The sequence below is a fragment of the Kordiimonas lipolytica genome, from assembly GCF_001550065.1.
Genome location: NZ_LRUB01000017.1, coordinates 149,855 through 165,682 on the forward strand (window position 1 = coordinate 149,855; position 15,828 = coordinate 165,682).

The window sequence follows — 15,828 nt, forward strand, 5'->3', positions numbered from 1 at the left end:
GGCTTAGGGGGCTTAGTCCTCGAGAAGCGGCTTCAAAGGCATGACAGGCTCACCCTCCAGTGTCAGGCTGCCCATTTGCAGCATGACAGACAGGTCGTCTTCACCGGCGCGGGCGATGGCGCTCGCAGCATTCTCAAGCCCCATGTCTTTGAGGGTGGCGGCGATGGCATCGCGGCCCAAGACCCTGAAGGTGGCACTGCCCAGCGGGCGGAAGTCTTCATCGAGTGTCAGGCTGGCGTTGCCGCCAAGGCGCCCGCCGCCTGCATCCAGCTTGATGGCGTCCAGCTCCAGAAGGCCACCTGCGTCGCGCCAGGCGCCAAGGTCGCGGGCAGTCCAGCCTTTGACGATGGGCCCCATGATACCGCCGGACGTTTCAATCTGCGTGGCACCGGTGTCAACGGTCAGCTTGAAATCCAGAAAGCGGTCTTCATAGAGGCCGTTTTCAGGTTCATGATGCGCTGTGTCGGACCGCAGGAACAACTGCCATCCCTTGAGGCGTTTTGGCCCCTCCAGTCCTGGGGCTTTCATCAGGCTGAAGTCTGCCATATTGCCGGAATCAATTGCGATCACCGCCTTGCCGTCGTCGTGGATGCGGTAGCTGCCGCGCATGCTGCCGTCGGTGAAGGCAAGGGCTTCACCCGCGGCCTGAACGCGCACATTGGTGGCTTCGGCCACCCAGTGGCCGGGCGTCCAGAGGTGGCTCACCAGCGTCACGCTTTCGGCGCCAAAATCCAGCCCAGGCCCGCGGGTCTGAACCTGCAGCCCATCCACCGTGATCACGATGCGGTAGGGAAAGCCGGACAGCTTCACCTTGCCGTGCTCCACCTTCAATCCTTTGTCACGCCAGCCGCCGAGCATGGCTTCGGTGTCTTTTCGGGCCTGGAAGCTGCTGGTGTACCAAAGGCCAGAATAGATAATGGCGGCGACAATCAACAGCCCGGCAAAGGTGCGAATCTTGGTCATGGTCAAAGGGTCCCTGTCGCTGATTTGGCTTGCTTGCCCGCATCACCCGGCGCGGGTTTGAAGGCTTCTCCGATCAGCGTAAATACATATTTGTTATATTCATTTGCAAGATACAGCATCGGCCATTCGCCTTTGACCGGGTAGGCGAAAATGGTGGCGTTCGGCATGGCACGCCTGAACAGGATCAGGCTTCTGGGCATGTGATAATCTGCAGTGACAAGCACCAGTGTCTGGTAGCCGTGGGTTTGTGTCCACAGGTTGCTTTCGGTGGCGTTGCCCGCGGTGTTGGGCGCGGCCCGGTCGAGGTCCACACAGCAGGTGAAAAGCGCCTCTTCCGCGCCGGTCAACGCGCTCAGCTCATGGGGTTCTACCACCGGATTAACGCCTGAAATCAACATGCGGTCAGCTACCTTGGCTTCCAGCAGCTTAAGACCAGCTTCCAGCCGTCCGGCCCCGCCTGTCAGCACAATAATGCCGTCGCTTTTCGGGGTCATGCCGTCGGGTATCGCTTTTGGCAGTGTCAGGACGAAAAAGCCGAACCCGAGAAGCCAGGCGGCAACCAGATAGACAGGTGCCTTGATCAGGAGGCGCGCGACTGATTTTCTGTTTCTTGCCATGGTGTGCCGCTACATCATTTGCGCCAGCGCCCGCCGCACGGTAATGCGGGCTGTGACCATGGTGATGAGTGCAGAAAACAGTGGCAGCAAGGCAAGCCAACTAAGGTTGGCATTGTCGGGCAGGGTGGCTGTGATTAGCCCCTGGCCCATTTCACCCGCCAGATAGTTGATCAGATACAGTGTGCCCGCCGCCAGCAGCACACCCACAAGGCCGCCCTTAAGGCCGTGCGCCATATAACGCTCGTCAAAGGCCTTGGAAATCATGGCATCTTCGGCGCCCATCAGGTGCATGATCTCAATGCTTTCCCGGTGGGTGGCAAGGCCCGCGCGACAGCCAAAAATAACGATCGCCACGGTGGACAGCACAACCATGACCACGATGCCCGCCAGCACCAACTGCACGGCCGATGCAAGGTTTAGCACCTGGCTCATCCATTCCTGGTGGTCGTCAAGCTGCGCGCCCGGTGCGGCTGTGGCCAGCCGTTCCTTGAGGCCCCCGATATGAACCGCATCAGGTGATGAAAGTGACACATCGATCAGGGTAGGCAGCGGCAGGCCCGCATCAAACGGCACATCCCCAAGCCACGGGGACAGAAGCTCCAGCACATCTGCTTCCGCCAGCACATAGGCTGATGTGATGCCCGGCGTGGCCCTGAGAAGCGTGAGCGCGTCTTCGGTTTGCCTGGCGCGCTCAGCTTCATCCTCAACCACAATCTGAACAGTCAGGTTACTGCTCAGGCCCGCGCTCCATTGCTCGATGCCCTTGCCAAGGGCAAGGCCGCTTGCGAGCGCCAGCGTGCACAAAAACAGCATCACGCCGATCACCCACGGCAGCAGGCCTTCCCGCTGGTGCTGCTTAGGCAGAAATTGAAGTGTCCGGCCCCACATGCTCATGCTCCCGGATCGATTGGTGTGCCGCCCGGGACGTGCTCCAGATCGCCTTTGTCGAGTTTCAGGATCGGTGCACCGATAGATTTCACCAGTCCTTCATCGTGGGTTGCCACCACGGTGGTGGTGCCTTCCTTGTTGAGGGCGACAAAAAGATGCATCAGGCGGCGCGACATCTCGGGGTCCACGTTACCTGTGGGTTCGTCCGCCACCAGAAGGTCAGGCTTATTGATGATGGCGCGGGCAATCGCGACCCGCTGCTTTTCCCCGCCCGAAAGGGTCGCGGGGCGCGCATGCATGCGGTCCTCCAGCCCAACCCAGCACAGAAGTTCTTCCACATGGTCGGCGACCTGGGCCTTTTTGGCCCCTTGGATGCGAAGCGGCAGGGCGACATTTTCAAACGCGCTCATATGCTCGAACAGCCGGAAATCCTGGAACACCACGCCGATACGGCGGCGCATGCGAGGCAGCGCGTCACGCTCAAGCGTCATCAAATCACGGCCGAAAAAATTGATCAGCCCGCGAGATGGCCGATGCGCCAGATACAGCAGCTTCAAAAGTGTTGTCTTGCCGGCACCCGAAGGGCCAACCAGAAAATGAAAGGACCCGCGATCGAGTGAAAAGCTGACATCCCGAAGGACTTCAGCGCCCATTCCGTACCGCATGCCGACATTTTCGAAGGTTATCATCTGGTGCTCCCGCCAAGTTGCGCGCAGAATTGCATATAGGGGCTTTTGCGTCCAGTGGCATGGTGCACAGCTGGCTGATAATGTTGCCCCGTGTTAACCATGATGTCGGGATGTCAGCCAAGAGAAGCTCTTGGATCGCCCATGCCATGCAAGTGCTTGTGTTATGAGGCAGTTTTCCTATAGTGTTAACACTTATTTTATCGGGTGGGGCCTATCATTGCGGGTCTTTGGTGAGAAAGTTCGGGCGTTTAAATGATCCTTGTTTGTCCTGCATGTGATGCAAAGTTCAAGATTCCGGACGGGGCCATCCCGGCCTCCGGTCGCAAGGTTCGCTGTGCCAAATGCAAGCACAGCTGGCACGCTGTACCCCAGCAGATCGTCAAGGCACTGGCTGCCGCCGCTGCGCCGCCGCCACGACCTCAGTCTGCGCCAAGCGCTGCGTTTCCGCCTCCTGAAGAAATTGACGCCGGCGCCGCTGCGCGTGCTTCGGCCATTCGGCAATCTGTCCAGGGATTTGATGATGCTGCCTCGCCTGCGCCGCCACCGCTTGCGGATGAAGATCGCGATATGTTCGATGAGGACGGCGCACCTGAACCGAAAGTCGCGGCGCCGGGTGACGAATTTGACGAGGATCATGGCGCGACTGACCACGGTTCGTCGGAGTTTGACGGTGACGACTTCGGTGTTGGCGCTGTGGCCAAGGAACATATGGGTACTGAGTTTAGCCTGGATGACGATGACGACCATGAGGGCGGCGATGACGATAGTGAAGAAGATTATGATGCAGGTGATTTTGTCGCCCGTCGCCGCGCCGAGCAGCGCCGGGAGGCAGAACGCAAGGCCCAAGCCCGGAAGCGCCAGCTTCTGGTTGTCGGGTGGGCGCTTCTTGTCGTTATGTGGCTGACAATTCTGGGTGGACTGGTGTTCATGCAGGATACAGTGGTGAAAACCTTCCCGGGCATGGTTGGTTTCTATGAGATTTTTGAAGGTGCAAGCGACGTTGAACGATTCCGTCCGGAAGATGGTGAACCGCTGACGACGCCCCTGACCGAACGCGAGATCTACCTGACGGCAAAGCTCTATAATGACCGGACGCGGGTTGAGACCGTGGACGGTAACCCGGTTCTTATGGTGCGGGGGTTCGTTGAAAACCCAAGTGCCACGGAATTTGGACGAACGGCATCTGTACCGCAGGTACGCGTGGATGTGCTGGACCGCAGCGGCAATGTGCTTGAGACTGTGATCACCGACCCGGAGGGCTTTGCCATCCGGCGGGGCGCACGGATCGATTTCGAGACTAGCATCTATCCCGTGCCGCCGGGGGCTGCGAATGTGTCTGTAAAGGTGCTGGAAGGGACCCGGTCGCGCGTGGTGCGCAGTACTGGTTGACGCATGAAATGGGGGAGAGGGGGCGACAATGGATTACTTCTTCGATTGGAATAAAGCCGGCGATGCACATGTCGGCATAGAGCCCATCTTCACTGCAGATGAAATCGTCAACAAGGTGGATGAATTAGCTGGCAGGCTGACCCGCTGGTTTGATACTGAACCCGTGGCCCAGGTAGCGATGAACGGGGCCATGATGTTCGGCGCGGACCTGAGCCGCGCCATGTCTATGCGCGGCTGTGTGATGGAGATGGATTTCATCCATGTGATCAAGAATAGGCAAAAATCGACCCTGGAACTGAAGGCCACCACAGAATTGCCGGTAAAAGGCCGTGATGTTCTTATAATTGATGATATATTCGAACAAGGCAGGACTTTGAGCGCCATGCGAGAATATTTTCTATCCCTGGGTGCAGAAACAGTGACCAGCGTTGTGCTTCTTGATAAAAGTGGTAATAATCCAACTAGTATTAGGCCGGATTTCATAGGTTTTGAGTGCCCCGATGTTTTTGTCATCGGATATGGAATGGACATTGCATACCGATACCGGGAATTGCCCTTTATAGGCAAAATGGGCCGGGCATAGATCGGCGAAGATGCATTAATTAGGTGTCTTCCGTTTTTTAGGAAGGGTGTCCCCTTGGCACGGGTATTGGTAGTTGAAGATGATGAAGCGGTTCGCGACTTTGTATGTCGCGTCCTTTCGATGCATGGCCACAGTCTTCTGACCGCTCATGACGGCGCTGAAGCTGTGGAGCAGATGAATGCCCACCATTTTGACCTACTGATTTCAGATATCGCGATGCCTGTGATGGACGGTATTTCGCTTGCGCTCAAGGTGCGGGCATCAAGGCCCCATGTGCCGATCATTCTGATGACCGGCTACGCCAACGAGCGCCAGCGTGCTCATAATCTGTCGCTGTTGATCGAAGGGCTTCTTTCCAAGCCTTTCACCATGGAGCAACTGCTTGCGGAAGTTGGCAATGCCCTGAAGGCTGCACGGGCCCGCCAGGCGGAGATGGAGGCGGCAGGCGCCCCCATTGCGGCTCAGTCGTCCGAGAGCCAGGACGGCACGTCGTCAAGCGACAGCAAGTCTTCAAGCGACTGACGTTTCCTGACCACCGAATATCTGTCACCGTCCACCAGCACTTCTGGTACAAGGGGGCGGCTGTTGTAGGTTGACGCCATCACCGCGCCGTACGCGCCGGCGGATTTGATCGCCACCAGGTCCCCTGCTTTCAGGGGGGCAGTGATCCGCTGCTTTGTGAATACGTCACTGCTTTCGCAGATCGGCCCAACGAAATCGGCCCTCAGGGTGTCTCCTGATTTTGGTTCCTCTACCGGCACGATGGCGTGATAGGCGTCATACATGGCGGGGCGGGAAAGGTCATTCATAGCCGCATCAAGGATATAGAAAGTGCGGTTTTCGCCCTGTTTTTCATACAGCATTTCCGTGAGCAAAAGCCCCGCGTTCCCGGCGATCAGGCGGCCGGGTTCCAGGATGATGCTGCAATCCATATCCCCCAGTACATCCTTGATCATAGCGCCATAGTCCGCGGGCGCGGGTGGTGCCTCGGCGTCTGGGTCGTAGGGGATGCCCAGGCCGCCACCCAGGTCGATATGGCGGATGTCATGGCCTTTGGCGCGCAACTCGCGCACCAGGCCGACAACGCGCTCGAACGCCAGGCGGAAGGGTTCGAGATCCGTGAGTTGGGAGCCAATGTGCAGGTCTACGCCCACAGCCTTCAGGTTCGAAAGTTCGCCAATCCGGGCATAGACGTCGTCCACTTTCTGCCAGGCGATGCCAAACTTGTTTTCCGATTTACCGGTGGAGATTTTGGCGTGGGTCTTGGCGTCCACATCCGGGTTTACGCGGATGGAAATCGGGGCAACCTTGCCCATGCTGGCCGCAACCTCATTCAGCACCTCAAGCTCCGCTTCGCTTTCGGCGTTGAACTGCATGATGCCTGCCTCAAGCGCTGCTGCCATTTCTGCGCGGGTTTTGCCGACGCCGGCGAAAGCAATCTTCGAGGCCGGAATGCCAGCCTTGAGCGCACGCTGAAGCTCACCCAGGCTGACCACGTCCGCGCCCGCACCGGCCTTTGCCAATATGCGCAGCACAGCGATATTGCTGTTTGCCTTCACGGCAAAGCACACCAGCGCATCGAGGCCCTCGAAGGCGTCGGAGAAAACGCGGTAGTGCCGCTCAAGTGTCGCGCGCGAGTAAACATAAACAGGGGTTCCAACCTCTGCAGCAATCCTGCTCAGGGGCACATCTTCAGCCATCAGTTGGCCATTTTGGTAATGGAAATGATCCATGGATAAACCTGTCTGGGGAAGGGTCAGTTTGACGTGGATGAATAACCGGCAGGCGGCTTCACGTCGCCCTTCTTGCCGCAAGCGCCAAGGCTGCTGGCTACCAGCAGGATCATGCTAATGGTCAAAATCTTGCGCATCCGGGGCTCCTTATTTCAACGCTTTGCGGGCGGCCGTGACCGCTTTTTTGACATTCTCTGGCGCCGTGCCACCAAACGATGTGCGGCTGGACACGCTTGCCTCAACGCTCAACACGTCGAACACGTCGGACGTGATCCTGGGCTCAATCGTCTGCATCGCTTCGAGCGGCAGGTCCTTGAGGTCCACACCCAGCTGTTCGGCGGCTTTCACGACTGAGCCGGTGACATGGTGGGCGTCACGAAACGGCAGGTTCAAGACACGCACCAGCCAGTCGGCCAGGTCTGTAGCGGTCGAGAAGCTCTGGCCCGCGGCCTCCGCCATTACGTCTGCGTTTGGCTTGAGGTCCTCGATCATCCCGGTCATGGCGGCGAGGCACAGCTCAAAGTCATCGACAGCCTGGAATACGGGCTCCTTGTCTTCCTGCATATCTTTGGAATAGGCAAGCGGCAGGCCCTTCATAACCATCATCAGGCCGTTCATTGACCCGCTGATGCGGCCTACCTTGGCGCGGATCAACTCGGCCGCGTCAGGATTGCGTTTTTGCGGCATGATCGACGACCCGGTCGAATAGGCGTCAGAGAGCGTCAGGAAGCGGAAGGCAGCCGATGCCCACAGCACAATCTCGTCGGCGAGGCGCGACAGGTGCACAGCGGAGATCGACAGCACGCTGAGGAACTCAAGCGCGAAATCGCGCGCCGACACGGCATCGAGTGAGTTGGCCATCGGCCGGTCGAAGCCAAGCGCTTCGGCCGTCATGTGCCGGTCAATCGGGAAACTGGTGCCCGCAAGTGCGGCAGCCCCCAGCGGGCTTTCGTTCACGCGGGCGCGGCAATCAGATAGGCGCGCGCGGTCCCGGCTCAGCATTTCATGGTAGGCCATCAGATGGTGGCCAAGGGTAACGGGCTGTGCCGTCTGCAGGTGCGTGAAGCCGGGCATCACGGTGCCCGCGTGTTTTTCGGCCTGATCAATCAAGGCACCGAGAAGCCCGGCAAACTGGGCGTCGAGCGCATCAATGGCGCCGCGTGTCCACAGGCGGAAGTCAGTCGCCACCTGGTCGTTCCGGGACCGGCCGGTATGCAGCCGCGCGCCAGCATCGCCGATAAGCTCGCGCAGGCGTGCTTCCACATGCATGTGAATGTCTTCAAGGGCAGGATCGAACACCATCTTTCCTGCTTCAATCTCCGCCGCTACCTGATCAAGGCCCTTGTGGATCGCGTCGCAGTCTGGCTGGCTGATCACACCGACAGAGGCCAGCATGCTGGCGTGCGCCTTCGAGCCCGCAATGTCTTCGCGGTACAGGCGTTTGTCGAATCCGATCGATGCATTGATTTCTTGCATGATGGCGGATGGGCCGGAAGCGAAGCGGCCGCCCCACATGCTCTGGCCGCCTGCCTGCTGTTCAACTGCGTCGTTCTTGTCGGATTTGTGATCCACGGTAGTCTTGCCTTTCGTATCAGCCTGACTATTGTCTTGGCCAATTAATAACGGTCCTGTCGGGAGACTAAAATGTCCAAAAAGGCGCTTGTGCCAGCAGTCATCCTTGTCGTCCTTCTGGGCGCTGCAGCTTATCGGCTGTTTTCGCCTACGACAACGCCCTTCCCCACGGGTGCGCCGATAAATTCTTATCTGAAAGGCGAAATGGCAAAGCTTTCCTTGCCCGATACGCCAAAGGGCCTGACGGACCATATCATCATGCGCGAAGATGGCTCGCCCATCAAGCTTTCGGCCATGAAGGGCAAGGCGATGCTGATCAACCTGTGGGCCAGCTGGTGCGCGCCCTGCCGGGCGGAGATGCATGAGCTTGCGAACCTGCAGAAAGAACTGGGCGACGACACGTTCGAAGTTGTAGCCATCACGGTGGACCGTGGCGGCATCCTGCAGGCCAAAGACACGCTGGCCGAATGGGGCGTTGAAGGCCTGAACCTCTATGCTGAACCCACAATGGCGATCGCCCTTGAACTGGCGGACGGCAAACTGCCGACCAGCTATATCGTTGGTGCGGACGGTGAGGTGAAGGCCTATTTCCTTGGGCCCCTGAAGTGGGACGTGCCGGAGGCCATCACGCTCTTTACCGCGCTCAAGGAAGGTGCGCTTTAAGTTTTCATCCCCTCCGGTACCTATTCCCTCTGGGATTGTATTGTGGCATTATAGTTCGTGTAATGAGGTACTAAACATGCACGGCAACCAAGGTGGGGACTATATGATGAAACAGAGCAAGATGTGGATTGTCGCGGGTCTTTTGGCTGCGTCAGTATCCTTTGGGGCAGGCGCAAAGGAGCGGCCGATTGATCAGTATCTAAAGGGTGAGCTTGACGGTATGCATGCCTTTGAAACCAGCCTTAATCTGTCAGACTATCAGGTGGTGACAGGGTTTGACGGTACCGACAAGCAGGTTTCCAAGCTGGCATCCAAGAAGGGCAAGGCCCTGTTGATTACCTTCTGGGACCGGTCTTGTTTGATTTGCCGCAGCTATCTGAAAGACCTTGATGCCCTGCAGAGCCAGATGGGCGATGACAAATTCGAGGTTGTGGCCATTGATATAGGCAAAAATAATTTCACCTATACCGAAAATTCGCTGAAGCGCTGGGGAATTTCATCGCTGGGCGTCTACGGCAGCTACTTCAACAGCATCTACAATGAACTACGTGCCAATCCAATGTTCCGCCTCTATGGCAATGAGCCCACGAGCCTGCTTCTGGATGGGAACGGGGAAGTCAGGGCCTATACCAGCGTGACGCGCGACTGGTTGTCTGACGACGGCAAGGCCCTGATCAATGCACTTAAGGAAGACGCGATCGACTAGCCCAGGCTGGTCGCGTCCGCCGGGATTTCATCCTGTGCGACAACCTGTGTCTCCGTACTCGCGTCGGCCTTCCATTCCTTGATATAGGGGTGTTCAAGCACCGCCTGCATGTAGGCGCGGGAGGTTTCGCCAAGCTGAATGCCATAGCTTTCGAACCGCGACACAACAGGCGCATACATCATGTCTGCCGCGCCAAACTCGCCATAAAGGAAATCCCCGCCCGCGCCGAAGCGGGTGCGGGCTTCTGTCCACAAGGCGTCGATACGGTCGACATTTTTCTGCACGGCATCTGAAAGCGTCAAGCCGGTGCGGCGGTCGCGCATGTTCATAGGCGCGGCACCCCTGAGGGCCATAAAGCCGCTGTGCATTTCCGCTGCGATGGACCGCGCGTTTGCGTAAGCCGCCTTGTCTTCAGGCCACCAAAATTTTTCAGGCGCAATGCGGGCGCAATAGTCGATGATGGCCAGCGAGTCCCACACGCGCACATCGCCGTCGCAAAGGGCGGGCACGCAGCAGGTAGGGGAATAGGCCTTGATACGCTGGTAAAATTCCGGCGTGTCCAGAGGCAGCTTGATTTCCTCGAACGCGAGGCCGGTGTGACGCACCGCCAGCCAGCCGCGCAAGGACCAGCTGGAATATGTCTTGGTGCCGATGATGATCTTAAGGTCTGACATATGTCGTGACTCCCTGATTTTTCTTGGGGTGAACAGGATAGTCCGTTGGCTTTTATCACAGGTCTGCACGGGCGTCGCCCGATTGTTTCTAAGGCTCTGCCTCCAAAAAATTAAGGCAGGTGTGAGACGCGGAGGTCACTGAAAGCGGTCAGGCTGATGCCTTCTTTTTCGCATACCTCACGCACAGTGTTTTGGCCCGCCATGCGCTTCAAATATGCCCCAAGGTGTGGGAAGCTTTGGGGCGGCGTAGGCATATCACTTGCCCAGATGCACAGCATCAGAAGGAAATAGTCACAGACGGTGACCGTATCCCCCACCAGATAGGTGCGGTCTTCCAGCGCCTGATCCAGAATTTTCAGGTCCGCAGCCACGCGCTCGCTGTGGGCGGCTTCAACGGCTTTTGCGCCGCCCGCGTCCTTTGTGTGCTTGGCGGGGTAACAATAAACCATATAGTCCGCTTGCAGCGTGTTCGTCAGATACATCAGCCACTGCAGGAATTTGGCCCGCTCCAGGCTGCCCGGCAGTGGAGCCAGACCGGCTTCAGTATGCTGTTCCGCCAGATACAGGCAAATCGCCGGGCTTTCGAATAAGGCCAGGTCGCCGTCCATCAGGGTGGGGATCCGCCCCGCCGGGTTCATCTTCAGGTATTCGGCCGATTTCTGCGCATCCGATTTTCGGTCCACCAGCACAAGTTCATAGGGCACGCTCAGATGCTTCAGCATGAAATGCGGTGCGAGGCTGGCGTTGCAGGGGTAATAATATAACCGGTACATGCAGAAAGCTCCCCTTGGCGTTACCCGCCCCAATGCAGGTCAAAGGCATCAATTTTTACCCGTCTGCCATTCTTGGCGAAAGCCTCCTGGGCCTTGGGAAGAGCCAGGGCCTTGCGCAGCCTGTTCATCATGATGCGCTCGAACGGTGGTGTGTGTGGCGCTTCCTTGGCTTGCAGGAATTTGGTTAGCGCCATATCCCGGTAGGCATTGTCTGCCAGATGCTCGATCATGAGGTCGGCGGTTTCCGAAGGCCTGTCGGCGCACAGCAGTGTTGAGGCATAGGCGTGGATATTCTTGCGCGGGTTTTCAGCCATGGCATCAAGGATGGCGTCGCCATTATCGGCCTGGCCCAGCATATAGTGCGAACAGGCCTGCACGCTGCGGATGAACATGCGACCAAAGTCGCTGGCATAGTCTTCAGCCACTTCGGCGTTCAGTTCTTGCGCATAGGCCAGAGCCTCTTCATAGCGGCCCACCTGCTGCAGCAGAACGGCCAGGTTGATGCGCATGTTGATGGTATCAGGGAAATCCTCGATCGGCAGAGCTGTGAGCTTCTTCATGATGTCAATCGACTGGTCATACTGCCCCAGGTCACTGAGCGCGCGGGCATAGCTGTCTACTACCCAGAAGGCATCCGTGCCGATGGCCTCTACCGTGCCCCAATCATCGACGAATGGTTTGGCGGCTGCGGCAGCTTGTTCCATTTTGCCGCCGTCGCGCAAAGCCTCCACATAGGCGGCTAATCGCTCTGCATCTTCTTCGTCTTCCTCATAGGCTTTCTTGCGATTTTCGATCTCGCGGTCCAGCGCAAGCCGCAGGTCGGCGCCCGCGCGTTTCTCCACGTCTGGCCATATCGCCTCATAGCGGCGGTCGATCATCAGGGACAGCAGGGATGACGGGTCGCTGATTTTTTCGAGGAACCGTGGGATGTTTGTCAGCCTGTCGCTCTTCACCAGCGCCTGAACCGCATTGGCATAAATCCAGTCAGCGCCCCATGAGTTGGTGCCTTCATAGCCGGCGCCCGCCAGCAGGATGGATAGATTGTCGAACAACTCGCTTTTCCCTGCTTCCGTCAGTTTGAAGTTCAGGTCGTTGATCCACTGGCTGTTCAGGTTTTTCGCAGACGCCGGATGCTTGGCCGCCAGCGTAACCAGAATGCCAACTTCCTTTTCAAGGTCTTCGGCCCCGCGATAAAGCTCAGCCATCCGGAAATAAAGATTGGCGTCGTCGGTATAAAGTTCCGCCGCTTCCTCAAACGCTTTGAGGGCGAAACTATCGCGGTCCAGCTTGTTCAGCGCCATACCACGCTTGAGCTGGATCAGGCCACGCAGGCGATTTGCTTCAGGCACTTGCTTGAGCATGGCGTTCAGTGTCCTGAGTGCCAGAATATGCTTGTTATCATCCATGGCCTTCAGGGCTTTGGTCATGTCTTCCTCAAGGGGGCTAAAGAGCTCTTCGTCGATGTTGAAGCGCCCTGCCATGGAAAGCGGCACCTTTTTGATGCTGAAAGTCAGGTTTGTGTTACTGGCAATGTCGTTCCCGAATTTGATAGCCTCTGCCGCGTCATCTGGCGTGACCGAAAGCGTGGTGTTGGTTACTTCGAAGTCGATCACGAGCGTTTCGCGGTCTTCAGTGAAAGTGCGCTTGAAGGCAGCGCCTTCCAAAGCGCGGCGGACAATTTCGCTGCCGCGCGGCCGGCGGCCTTCGACCTCCATCTTGATCTGATGATGCCGGTTGATACGGTAAGGCATTTTAAGCGGTGTACGCCGCTTGGTTTGATTGGGGGTGTTGAAAAGATCGCGAACACCCCAGGCATTGATCGACATGGAATTCACAGCGCCTGAGCTTTTCGCCGCGGCGCGGGGCAGCCGGTATGCCGCATTGATGGTGATGCGGTTGGCGTCCAGGTCATCTTCGATTGTCAGGTCGCGGGTCTCGACAAGGCCATCATACATGCCCAGATAATAGTCCAGGTAGGATGAGGAAAAATCGTCATAGGACTGGCCGGCAATCGTGCCGCGCTGGATGTCCGCCTCGTCTTCTTCATAGACTGTGGTGACCTCAAGAGTGAAGAAGTCCTCGCCTTTTTTAGGGAAGCTATAGGCTTCCGTGACACGCATAGTTGGATCGGTCGTGGGCTGTACTTCAATGGGCTCCAGGCCCGCGTCTTCGGCGCCGATTGGCAGGCCGTAAGCATAGCTTGGCTGGATCAGTATGTCACCTCGACCGCCCTGGTGCGACCAGGTTGGGTCAAGCCAATAGGCGCGATCACCAATCTCTGCTTTGACGATGGCGTGATCGAAGGCGATCGGGGCGGGCAGGGTGTCGGGCAGGCTGGGGCCTTGCTCGCTGTCCACCAGCGCGGGCCAGGCCTCAATGCCCAGTTCACGCAATACGGCGGTCAGGAGGAGCGCTTTGTCTTTACAGTCGCCATAGCCGCGGCGGATCACCTGCTGGGGCGTCCGCGGAATGTGGGATCCATTGCCAATTTCGATGCCGACATAGCGGATTTTGTCCTGCACAAGTCGCAGGGCTTCGGTCAGCCTGTCTTCGGGCGCCTGCCACTTGTCTGCAATCGCCTGTACCTTGAGCGCAAAGCTTTCAGGCAGGGTCATGTCCACATCATATTTTGGGGCAGCCCAGCGCTGAACATCCTGCCAGCTTTCCATGCTTGAGATGCTGACAAGCGGCCAGCTGACGTGCCACGCAGGGGTGGATTCTTCGCCCGGGATAGGGGTGGGGTCTATGACCGACCATTCATAGATTTTCACGTCGCCTGACTTGCTGATCACAGGGTCCGGCGCATCTTGATAGGTTTTAATAAAGAGTGGTTTGTCTTCAGGCCAGATCAGCCGATAGTGGCGCTCACCGATGGGGACAGACCAGCCCATGTCGAAATAGTCGAAGAACTCACCCGGCCAAAGGCTTGAATGCACAACGCTGGATACGGCATAGTCGATGGTGTCACCCACCTGAATGTCTTCAAGTTCCGCCAGCGCCGTCAGGTCGCCATCAATGATGCCAGCGCTTTCAAGACTTTCCTCTTGCCGAAGCAGTGTGATCTGAACGTCTTGAAGGCGGTCCTGGATTTCGCCGTTCCGGACGACACGGATGTGGTTGAAGGTCAGGTCGGTGTCGTGCGGGTCGAAGGCATATGTCAGGCGCGAAGCCTCTTCGAGGCCTGAGCGGTCAGTCACCGTATAGGAATAACGGGTGTAATATTCATAGCCGTCGGGCCGCCAGGCAACCTGTGTGTCGGCGAGCATATAGAAGATGCCGTCGCCCACGGCTGCGGCCCGGTGTTCCGGCACGCCGGTGCCAGCCTTTCGGTCAACGACCCAATCCGGCGCATCGGCCTTACCGACCGTGACATCTGCTTTGGTCTCGATTGATGCCTGAAGTGGCAGCGTGGCAGCTGGCAACAAAATCAGGAAAAACACAGCAACAATTGGTGCCCATACGCGATAGAACATGACAACCCCCGAAAGATTTTACGTCTGTGCGCGCAAGGCGGCACAAAGTACATCAGAAATTGATAGCGCCCCGGGGCCGCAGTTGCAACATTCGTGTATTTTCTACAAGTCTAACGAAAAAGCCCCGCCAAAGGGCAGGGCTAGTTATCTTTGCGCCGTCATGCGCCTTTAGCGGGTCGGTACAGGTATGTCGCCGCGATAGTCATAGAAGCCGCGGCCAGTCTTGCGGCCAAGCCAGCCGGCTTCCACATATTTCACCAACAGCGGGCAAGGGCGGTATTTGCTGTCCGCCAGGCCGTCATACAGCACCTGCATGATCGAGAGACACGTATCAAGGCCGATAAAGTCTGCCAGTGTCAGTGGCCCCATCGGGTGATTGGCGCCCAGCATCATGGCGTCGTCGATGGCTTCAACGGTGCCCACGCCTTCATAAAGCGTGTAGATGGCTTCGTTGATCATCGGCATCAGGATACGGTTGACGATGAAGGCCGGGAAGTCTTCGGACACCACGGTCGTCTTCTTCAGCTTTTCCGTGAACACATGGAAGCGGTCGAAGGTTTCCTCACTTGTGGCGATGCCGGGGATCAGCTCCACCAGTTTCATCACGGGTACCGGGTTCATGAAGTGAACACCCATGAATTTCTCTGGCCGGTCGGTTGAGGCGGCAAGGCGGGTAATGGCTATCGAAGACGTGTTGGATGCCACCAGCGCATCTGCCTTCAGGTGCGGGCACAGTTCCTTGAAGATGGAGGTCTTGATCTTTTCGTCTTCAACGGCGGCTTCGATCACCAGGTCGCATTTGTTGTGCGCCGCCAGCGTGTCGGCCAGCGTGATGCGGCCAATGGCTGCGTCCATATCAGCGGCCGTGATCTTGCCCTTGGTAACCTGGCGGCCCATATTGCCCTTGATGACTTCAAGCCCGGCTTCCGCACGGTCTATCGAGACATCCGAAAGGATCACATCCATGCCTGCAAGCGCGCAGACGTGGGCGATCCCATTGCCCATCTGGCCAGCGCCGATAATCCCTACCTTCTCAACCATGATATTCTTTCTTTGCCACGTTTTAAGTCGTGACTTTTTCTAACATATTTTTTTGAACAGGGGC

At 57.7% G+C, this 15,828-nt stretch carries 16 protein-coding genes; 5 read left to right on the forward strand and 11 right to left on the reverse strand.

Translation table 11 applies throughout. The features are described from left to right. Positions 1-12: 12 nt before the first annotated feature. Genes KORM41_RS08760 through ftsE form a run of 4 tightly spaced genes read right to left on the reverse strand, consistent with a single transcriptional unit; the run spans position 13 to position 3,157 of the window. A complete protein-coding gene (locus tag KORM41_RS08760; RefSeq protein WP_068143507.1) occupies positions 13-963 on the reverse strand; it encodes a DUF2125 domain-containing protein in 951 nt (316 codons plus the stop codon). A gap of 2 nt (positions 964-965) precedes the next feature. Continuing rightward, positions 966-1,580 carry a YdcF family protein gene (locus tag KORM41_RS08765; protein ID WP_068143509.1) on the reverse strand — a complete coding sequence of 205 codons (615 nt, stop codon included), beginning with the start codon at positions 1,578-1,580 and terminating at the stop codon, positions 966-968. 9 nt (positions 1,581-1,589) lie between these two features. After that, entirely contained in the window at positions 1,590-2,468 is an 879-nt protein-coding gene (locus KORM41_RS08770) for a cell division protein FtsX (protein WP_068143510.1), read from the reverse strand. Positions 2,469-2,470: 2 nt separating this feature from the next. Next, positions 2,471-3,157, reverse strand: a complete 687-nt coding sequence (ftsE, locus tag KORM41_RS08775; RefSeq protein WP_068143513.1) for a cell division ATP-binding protein FtsE — start codon at positions 3,155-3,157, stop codon at positions 2,471-2,473. Between the two features lie 252 nt (positions 3,158-3,409). Between ftsE and KORM41_RS08780 the strand changes: the two genes are divergently transcribed. From KORM41_RS08780 to KORM41_RS08790, 3 genes are read left to right on the forward strand one after another with little or no spacing between them, the layout of a single operon-like run. Next, the gene (locus tag KORM41_RS08780; RefSeq protein WP_068143515.1) at positions 3,410-4,546 is read left to right on the forward strand and encodes a zinc-ribbon domain-containing protein; all 1,137 of its coding nucleotides are present in this window, start codon (positions 3,410-3,412) and stop codon (positions 4,544-4,546) included. Between the two features lie 28 nt (positions 4,547-4,574). Continuing rightward, positions 4,575-5,129 carry a phosphoribosyltransferase gene (locus KORM41_RS08785; protein ID WP_068143516.1) on the forward strand — a complete coding sequence of 185 codons (555 nt, stop codon included), beginning with the start codon at positions 4,575-4,577 and terminating at the stop codon, positions 5,127-5,129. A 54-nt stretch (positions 5,130-5,183) separates the two neighbouring features. Further along, a complete protein-coding gene (locus KORM41_RS08790; protein WP_068143518.1) occupies positions 5,184-5,651 on the forward strand; it encodes a response regulator in 468 nt (155 codons plus the stop codon). Here the strand turns inward: KORM41_RS08790 and lysA are convergent. The 3 genes from lysA to argH are packed head-to-tail and all read right to left on the reverse strand — an operon-like array spanning position 5,591 to position 8,434. After that, on the reverse strand, positions 5,591-6,862 hold the full coding sequence (gene lysA / locus KORM41_RS08795; RefSeq protein WP_068143520.1) for a diaminopimelate decarboxylase: 1,272 nt from the start codon (positions 6,860-6,862) through the stop codon (positions 5,591-5,593). The two genes, KORM41_RS08790 and lysA, sit on opposite strands and share 61 nt — an antisense overlap. A gap of 23 nt (positions 6,863-6,885) precedes the next feature. After that, complete coding sequence (gene lptM / locus KORM41_RS22480; RefSeq protein ID WP_407928202.1) at positions 6,886-6,999, reverse strand: LPS translocon maturation chaperone LptM; 114 nt, start codon at positions 6,997-6,999, stop codon at positions 6,886-6,888. 10 nt (positions 7,000-7,009) lie between these two features. Further along, complete coding sequence (gene argH / locus KORM41_RS08800) at positions 7,010-8,434, reverse strand: argininosuccinate lyase (RefSeq protein WP_231727054.1); 1,425 nt, start codon at positions 8,432-8,434, stop codon at positions 7,010-7,012. A gap of 72 nt (positions 8,435-8,506) precedes the next feature. Between argH and KORM41_RS08805 the strand changes: the two genes are divergently transcribed. Both KORM41_RS08805 and KORM41_RS08810 read left to right on the forward strand, forming a co-directional pair. Then, complete coding sequence (locus KORM41_RS08805) at positions 8,507-9,097, forward strand: TlpA disulfide reductase family protein (protein WP_068143522.1); 591 nt, start codon at positions 8,507-8,509, stop codon at positions 9,095-9,097. 106 nt (positions 9,098-9,203) lie between these two features. Beyond that, entirely contained in the window at positions 9,204-9,803 is a 600-nt protein-coding gene (locus tag KORM41_RS08810) for a TlpA disulfide reductase family protein (protein ID WP_231727056.1), read from the forward strand. On the opposite strand, the gene KORM41_RS08815 is transcribed toward KORM41_RS08810, so the two are convergent. The 4 genes from KORM41_RS08815 to KORM41_RS08830 form a co-directional block, all read right to left on the reverse strand. Then, entirely contained in the window at positions 9,800-10,477 is a 678-nt protein-coding gene (locus KORM41_RS08815; protein ID WP_068143525.1) for a glutathione S-transferase family protein, read from the reverse strand. The two genes, KORM41_RS08810 and KORM41_RS08815, sit on opposite strands and share 4 nt — an antisense overlap. 110 nt (positions 10,478-10,587) lie before the next feature. Beyond that, positions 10,588-11,250, reverse strand: a complete 663-nt coding sequence (locus tag KORM41_RS08820) for a glutathione S-transferase family protein (protein ID WP_068143527.1) — start codon at positions 11,248-11,250, stop codon at positions 10,588-10,590. 20 nt (positions 11,251-11,270) lie between these two features. Next, the gene (locus KORM41_RS08825; protein WP_068143529.1) at positions 11,271-14,723 is read right to left on the reverse strand and encodes a DUF3857 domain-containing protein; all 3,453 of its coding nucleotides are present in this window, start codon (positions 14,721-14,723) and stop codon (positions 11,271-11,273) included. A gap of 168 nt (positions 14,724-14,891) precedes the next feature. Next, a complete protein-coding gene (locus tag KORM41_RS08830) occupies positions 14,892-15,764 on the reverse strand; it encodes a 3-hydroxybutyryl-CoA dehydrogenase (protein ID WP_068143531.1) in 873 nt (290 codons plus the stop codon). Positions 15,765-15,828: the final 64 nt, after the last annotated feature.

What these genes read in the sequence shown, in the direction of transcription:
- KORM41_RS08760 (WP_068143507.1), bottom strand. Translation starts at nt 963, where the DNA reads ATGACCAAGATTCGCACCTTTGCCGGGCTGTTGATTGTCGCCGCCATT.
- KORM41_RS08765 (WP_068143509.1), bottom strand. Translation starts at nt 1,580, where the DNA reads ATGGCAAGAAACAGAAAATCAGTCGCGCGCCTCCTGATCAAGGCACCT.
- KORM41_RS08770 (WP_068143510.1), bottom strand. Translation starts at nt 2,468, where the DNA reads ATGTGGGGCCGGACACTTCAATTTCTGCCTAAGCAGCACCAGCGGGAA.
- ftsE (WP_068143513.1), bottom strand. Translation starts at nt 3,157, where the DNA reads ATGATAACCTTCGAAAATGTCGGCATGCGGTACGGAATGGGCGCTGAA.
- KORM41_RS08780 (WP_068143515.1), top strand. Translation starts at nt 3,410, where the DNA reads ATGATCCTTGTTTGTCCTGCATGTGATGCAAAGTTCAAGATTCCGGAC.
- KORM41_RS08785 (WP_068143516.1), top strand. Translation starts at nt 4,575, where the DNA reads ATGGATTACTTCTTCGATTGGAATAAAGCCGGCGATGCACATGTCGGC.
- lysA (WP_068143520.1), bottom strand. Translation starts at nt 6,862, where the DNA reads ATGGATCATTTCCATTACCAAAATGGCCAACTGATGGCTGAAGATGTG.
- lptM (WP_407928202.1), bottom strand. Translation starts at nt 6,999, where the DNA reads ATGCGCAAGATTTTGACCATTAGCATGATCCTGCTGGTAGCCAGCAGC.
- KORM41_RS08805 (WP_068143522.1), top strand. Translation starts at nt 8,507, where the DNA reads ATGTCCAAAAAGGCGCTTGTGCCAGCAGTCATCCTTGTCGTCCTTCTG.
- KORM41_RS08810 (WP_231727056.1), top strand. Translation starts at nt 9,204, where the DNA reads ATGAAACAGAGCAAGATGTGGATTGTCGCGGGTCTTTTGGCTGCGTCA.
- KORM41_RS08815 (WP_068143525.1), bottom strand. Translation starts at nt 10,477, where the DNA reads ATGTCAGACCTTAAGATCATCATCGGCACCAAGACATATTCCAGCTGG.
- KORM41_RS08820 (WP_068143527.1), bottom strand. Translation starts at nt 11,250, where the DNA reads ATGTACCGGTTATATTATTACCCCTGCAACGCCAGCCTCGCACCGCAT.
- KORM41_RS08825 (WP_068143529.1), bottom strand. Translation starts at nt 14,723, where the DNA reads ATGTTCTATCGCGTATGGGCACCAATTGTTGCTGTGTTTTTCCTGATT.
- KORM41_RS08830 (WP_068143531.1), bottom strand. Translation starts at nt 15,764, where the DNA reads ATGGTTGAGAAGGTAGGGATTATCGGCGCTGGCCAGATGGGCAATGGG.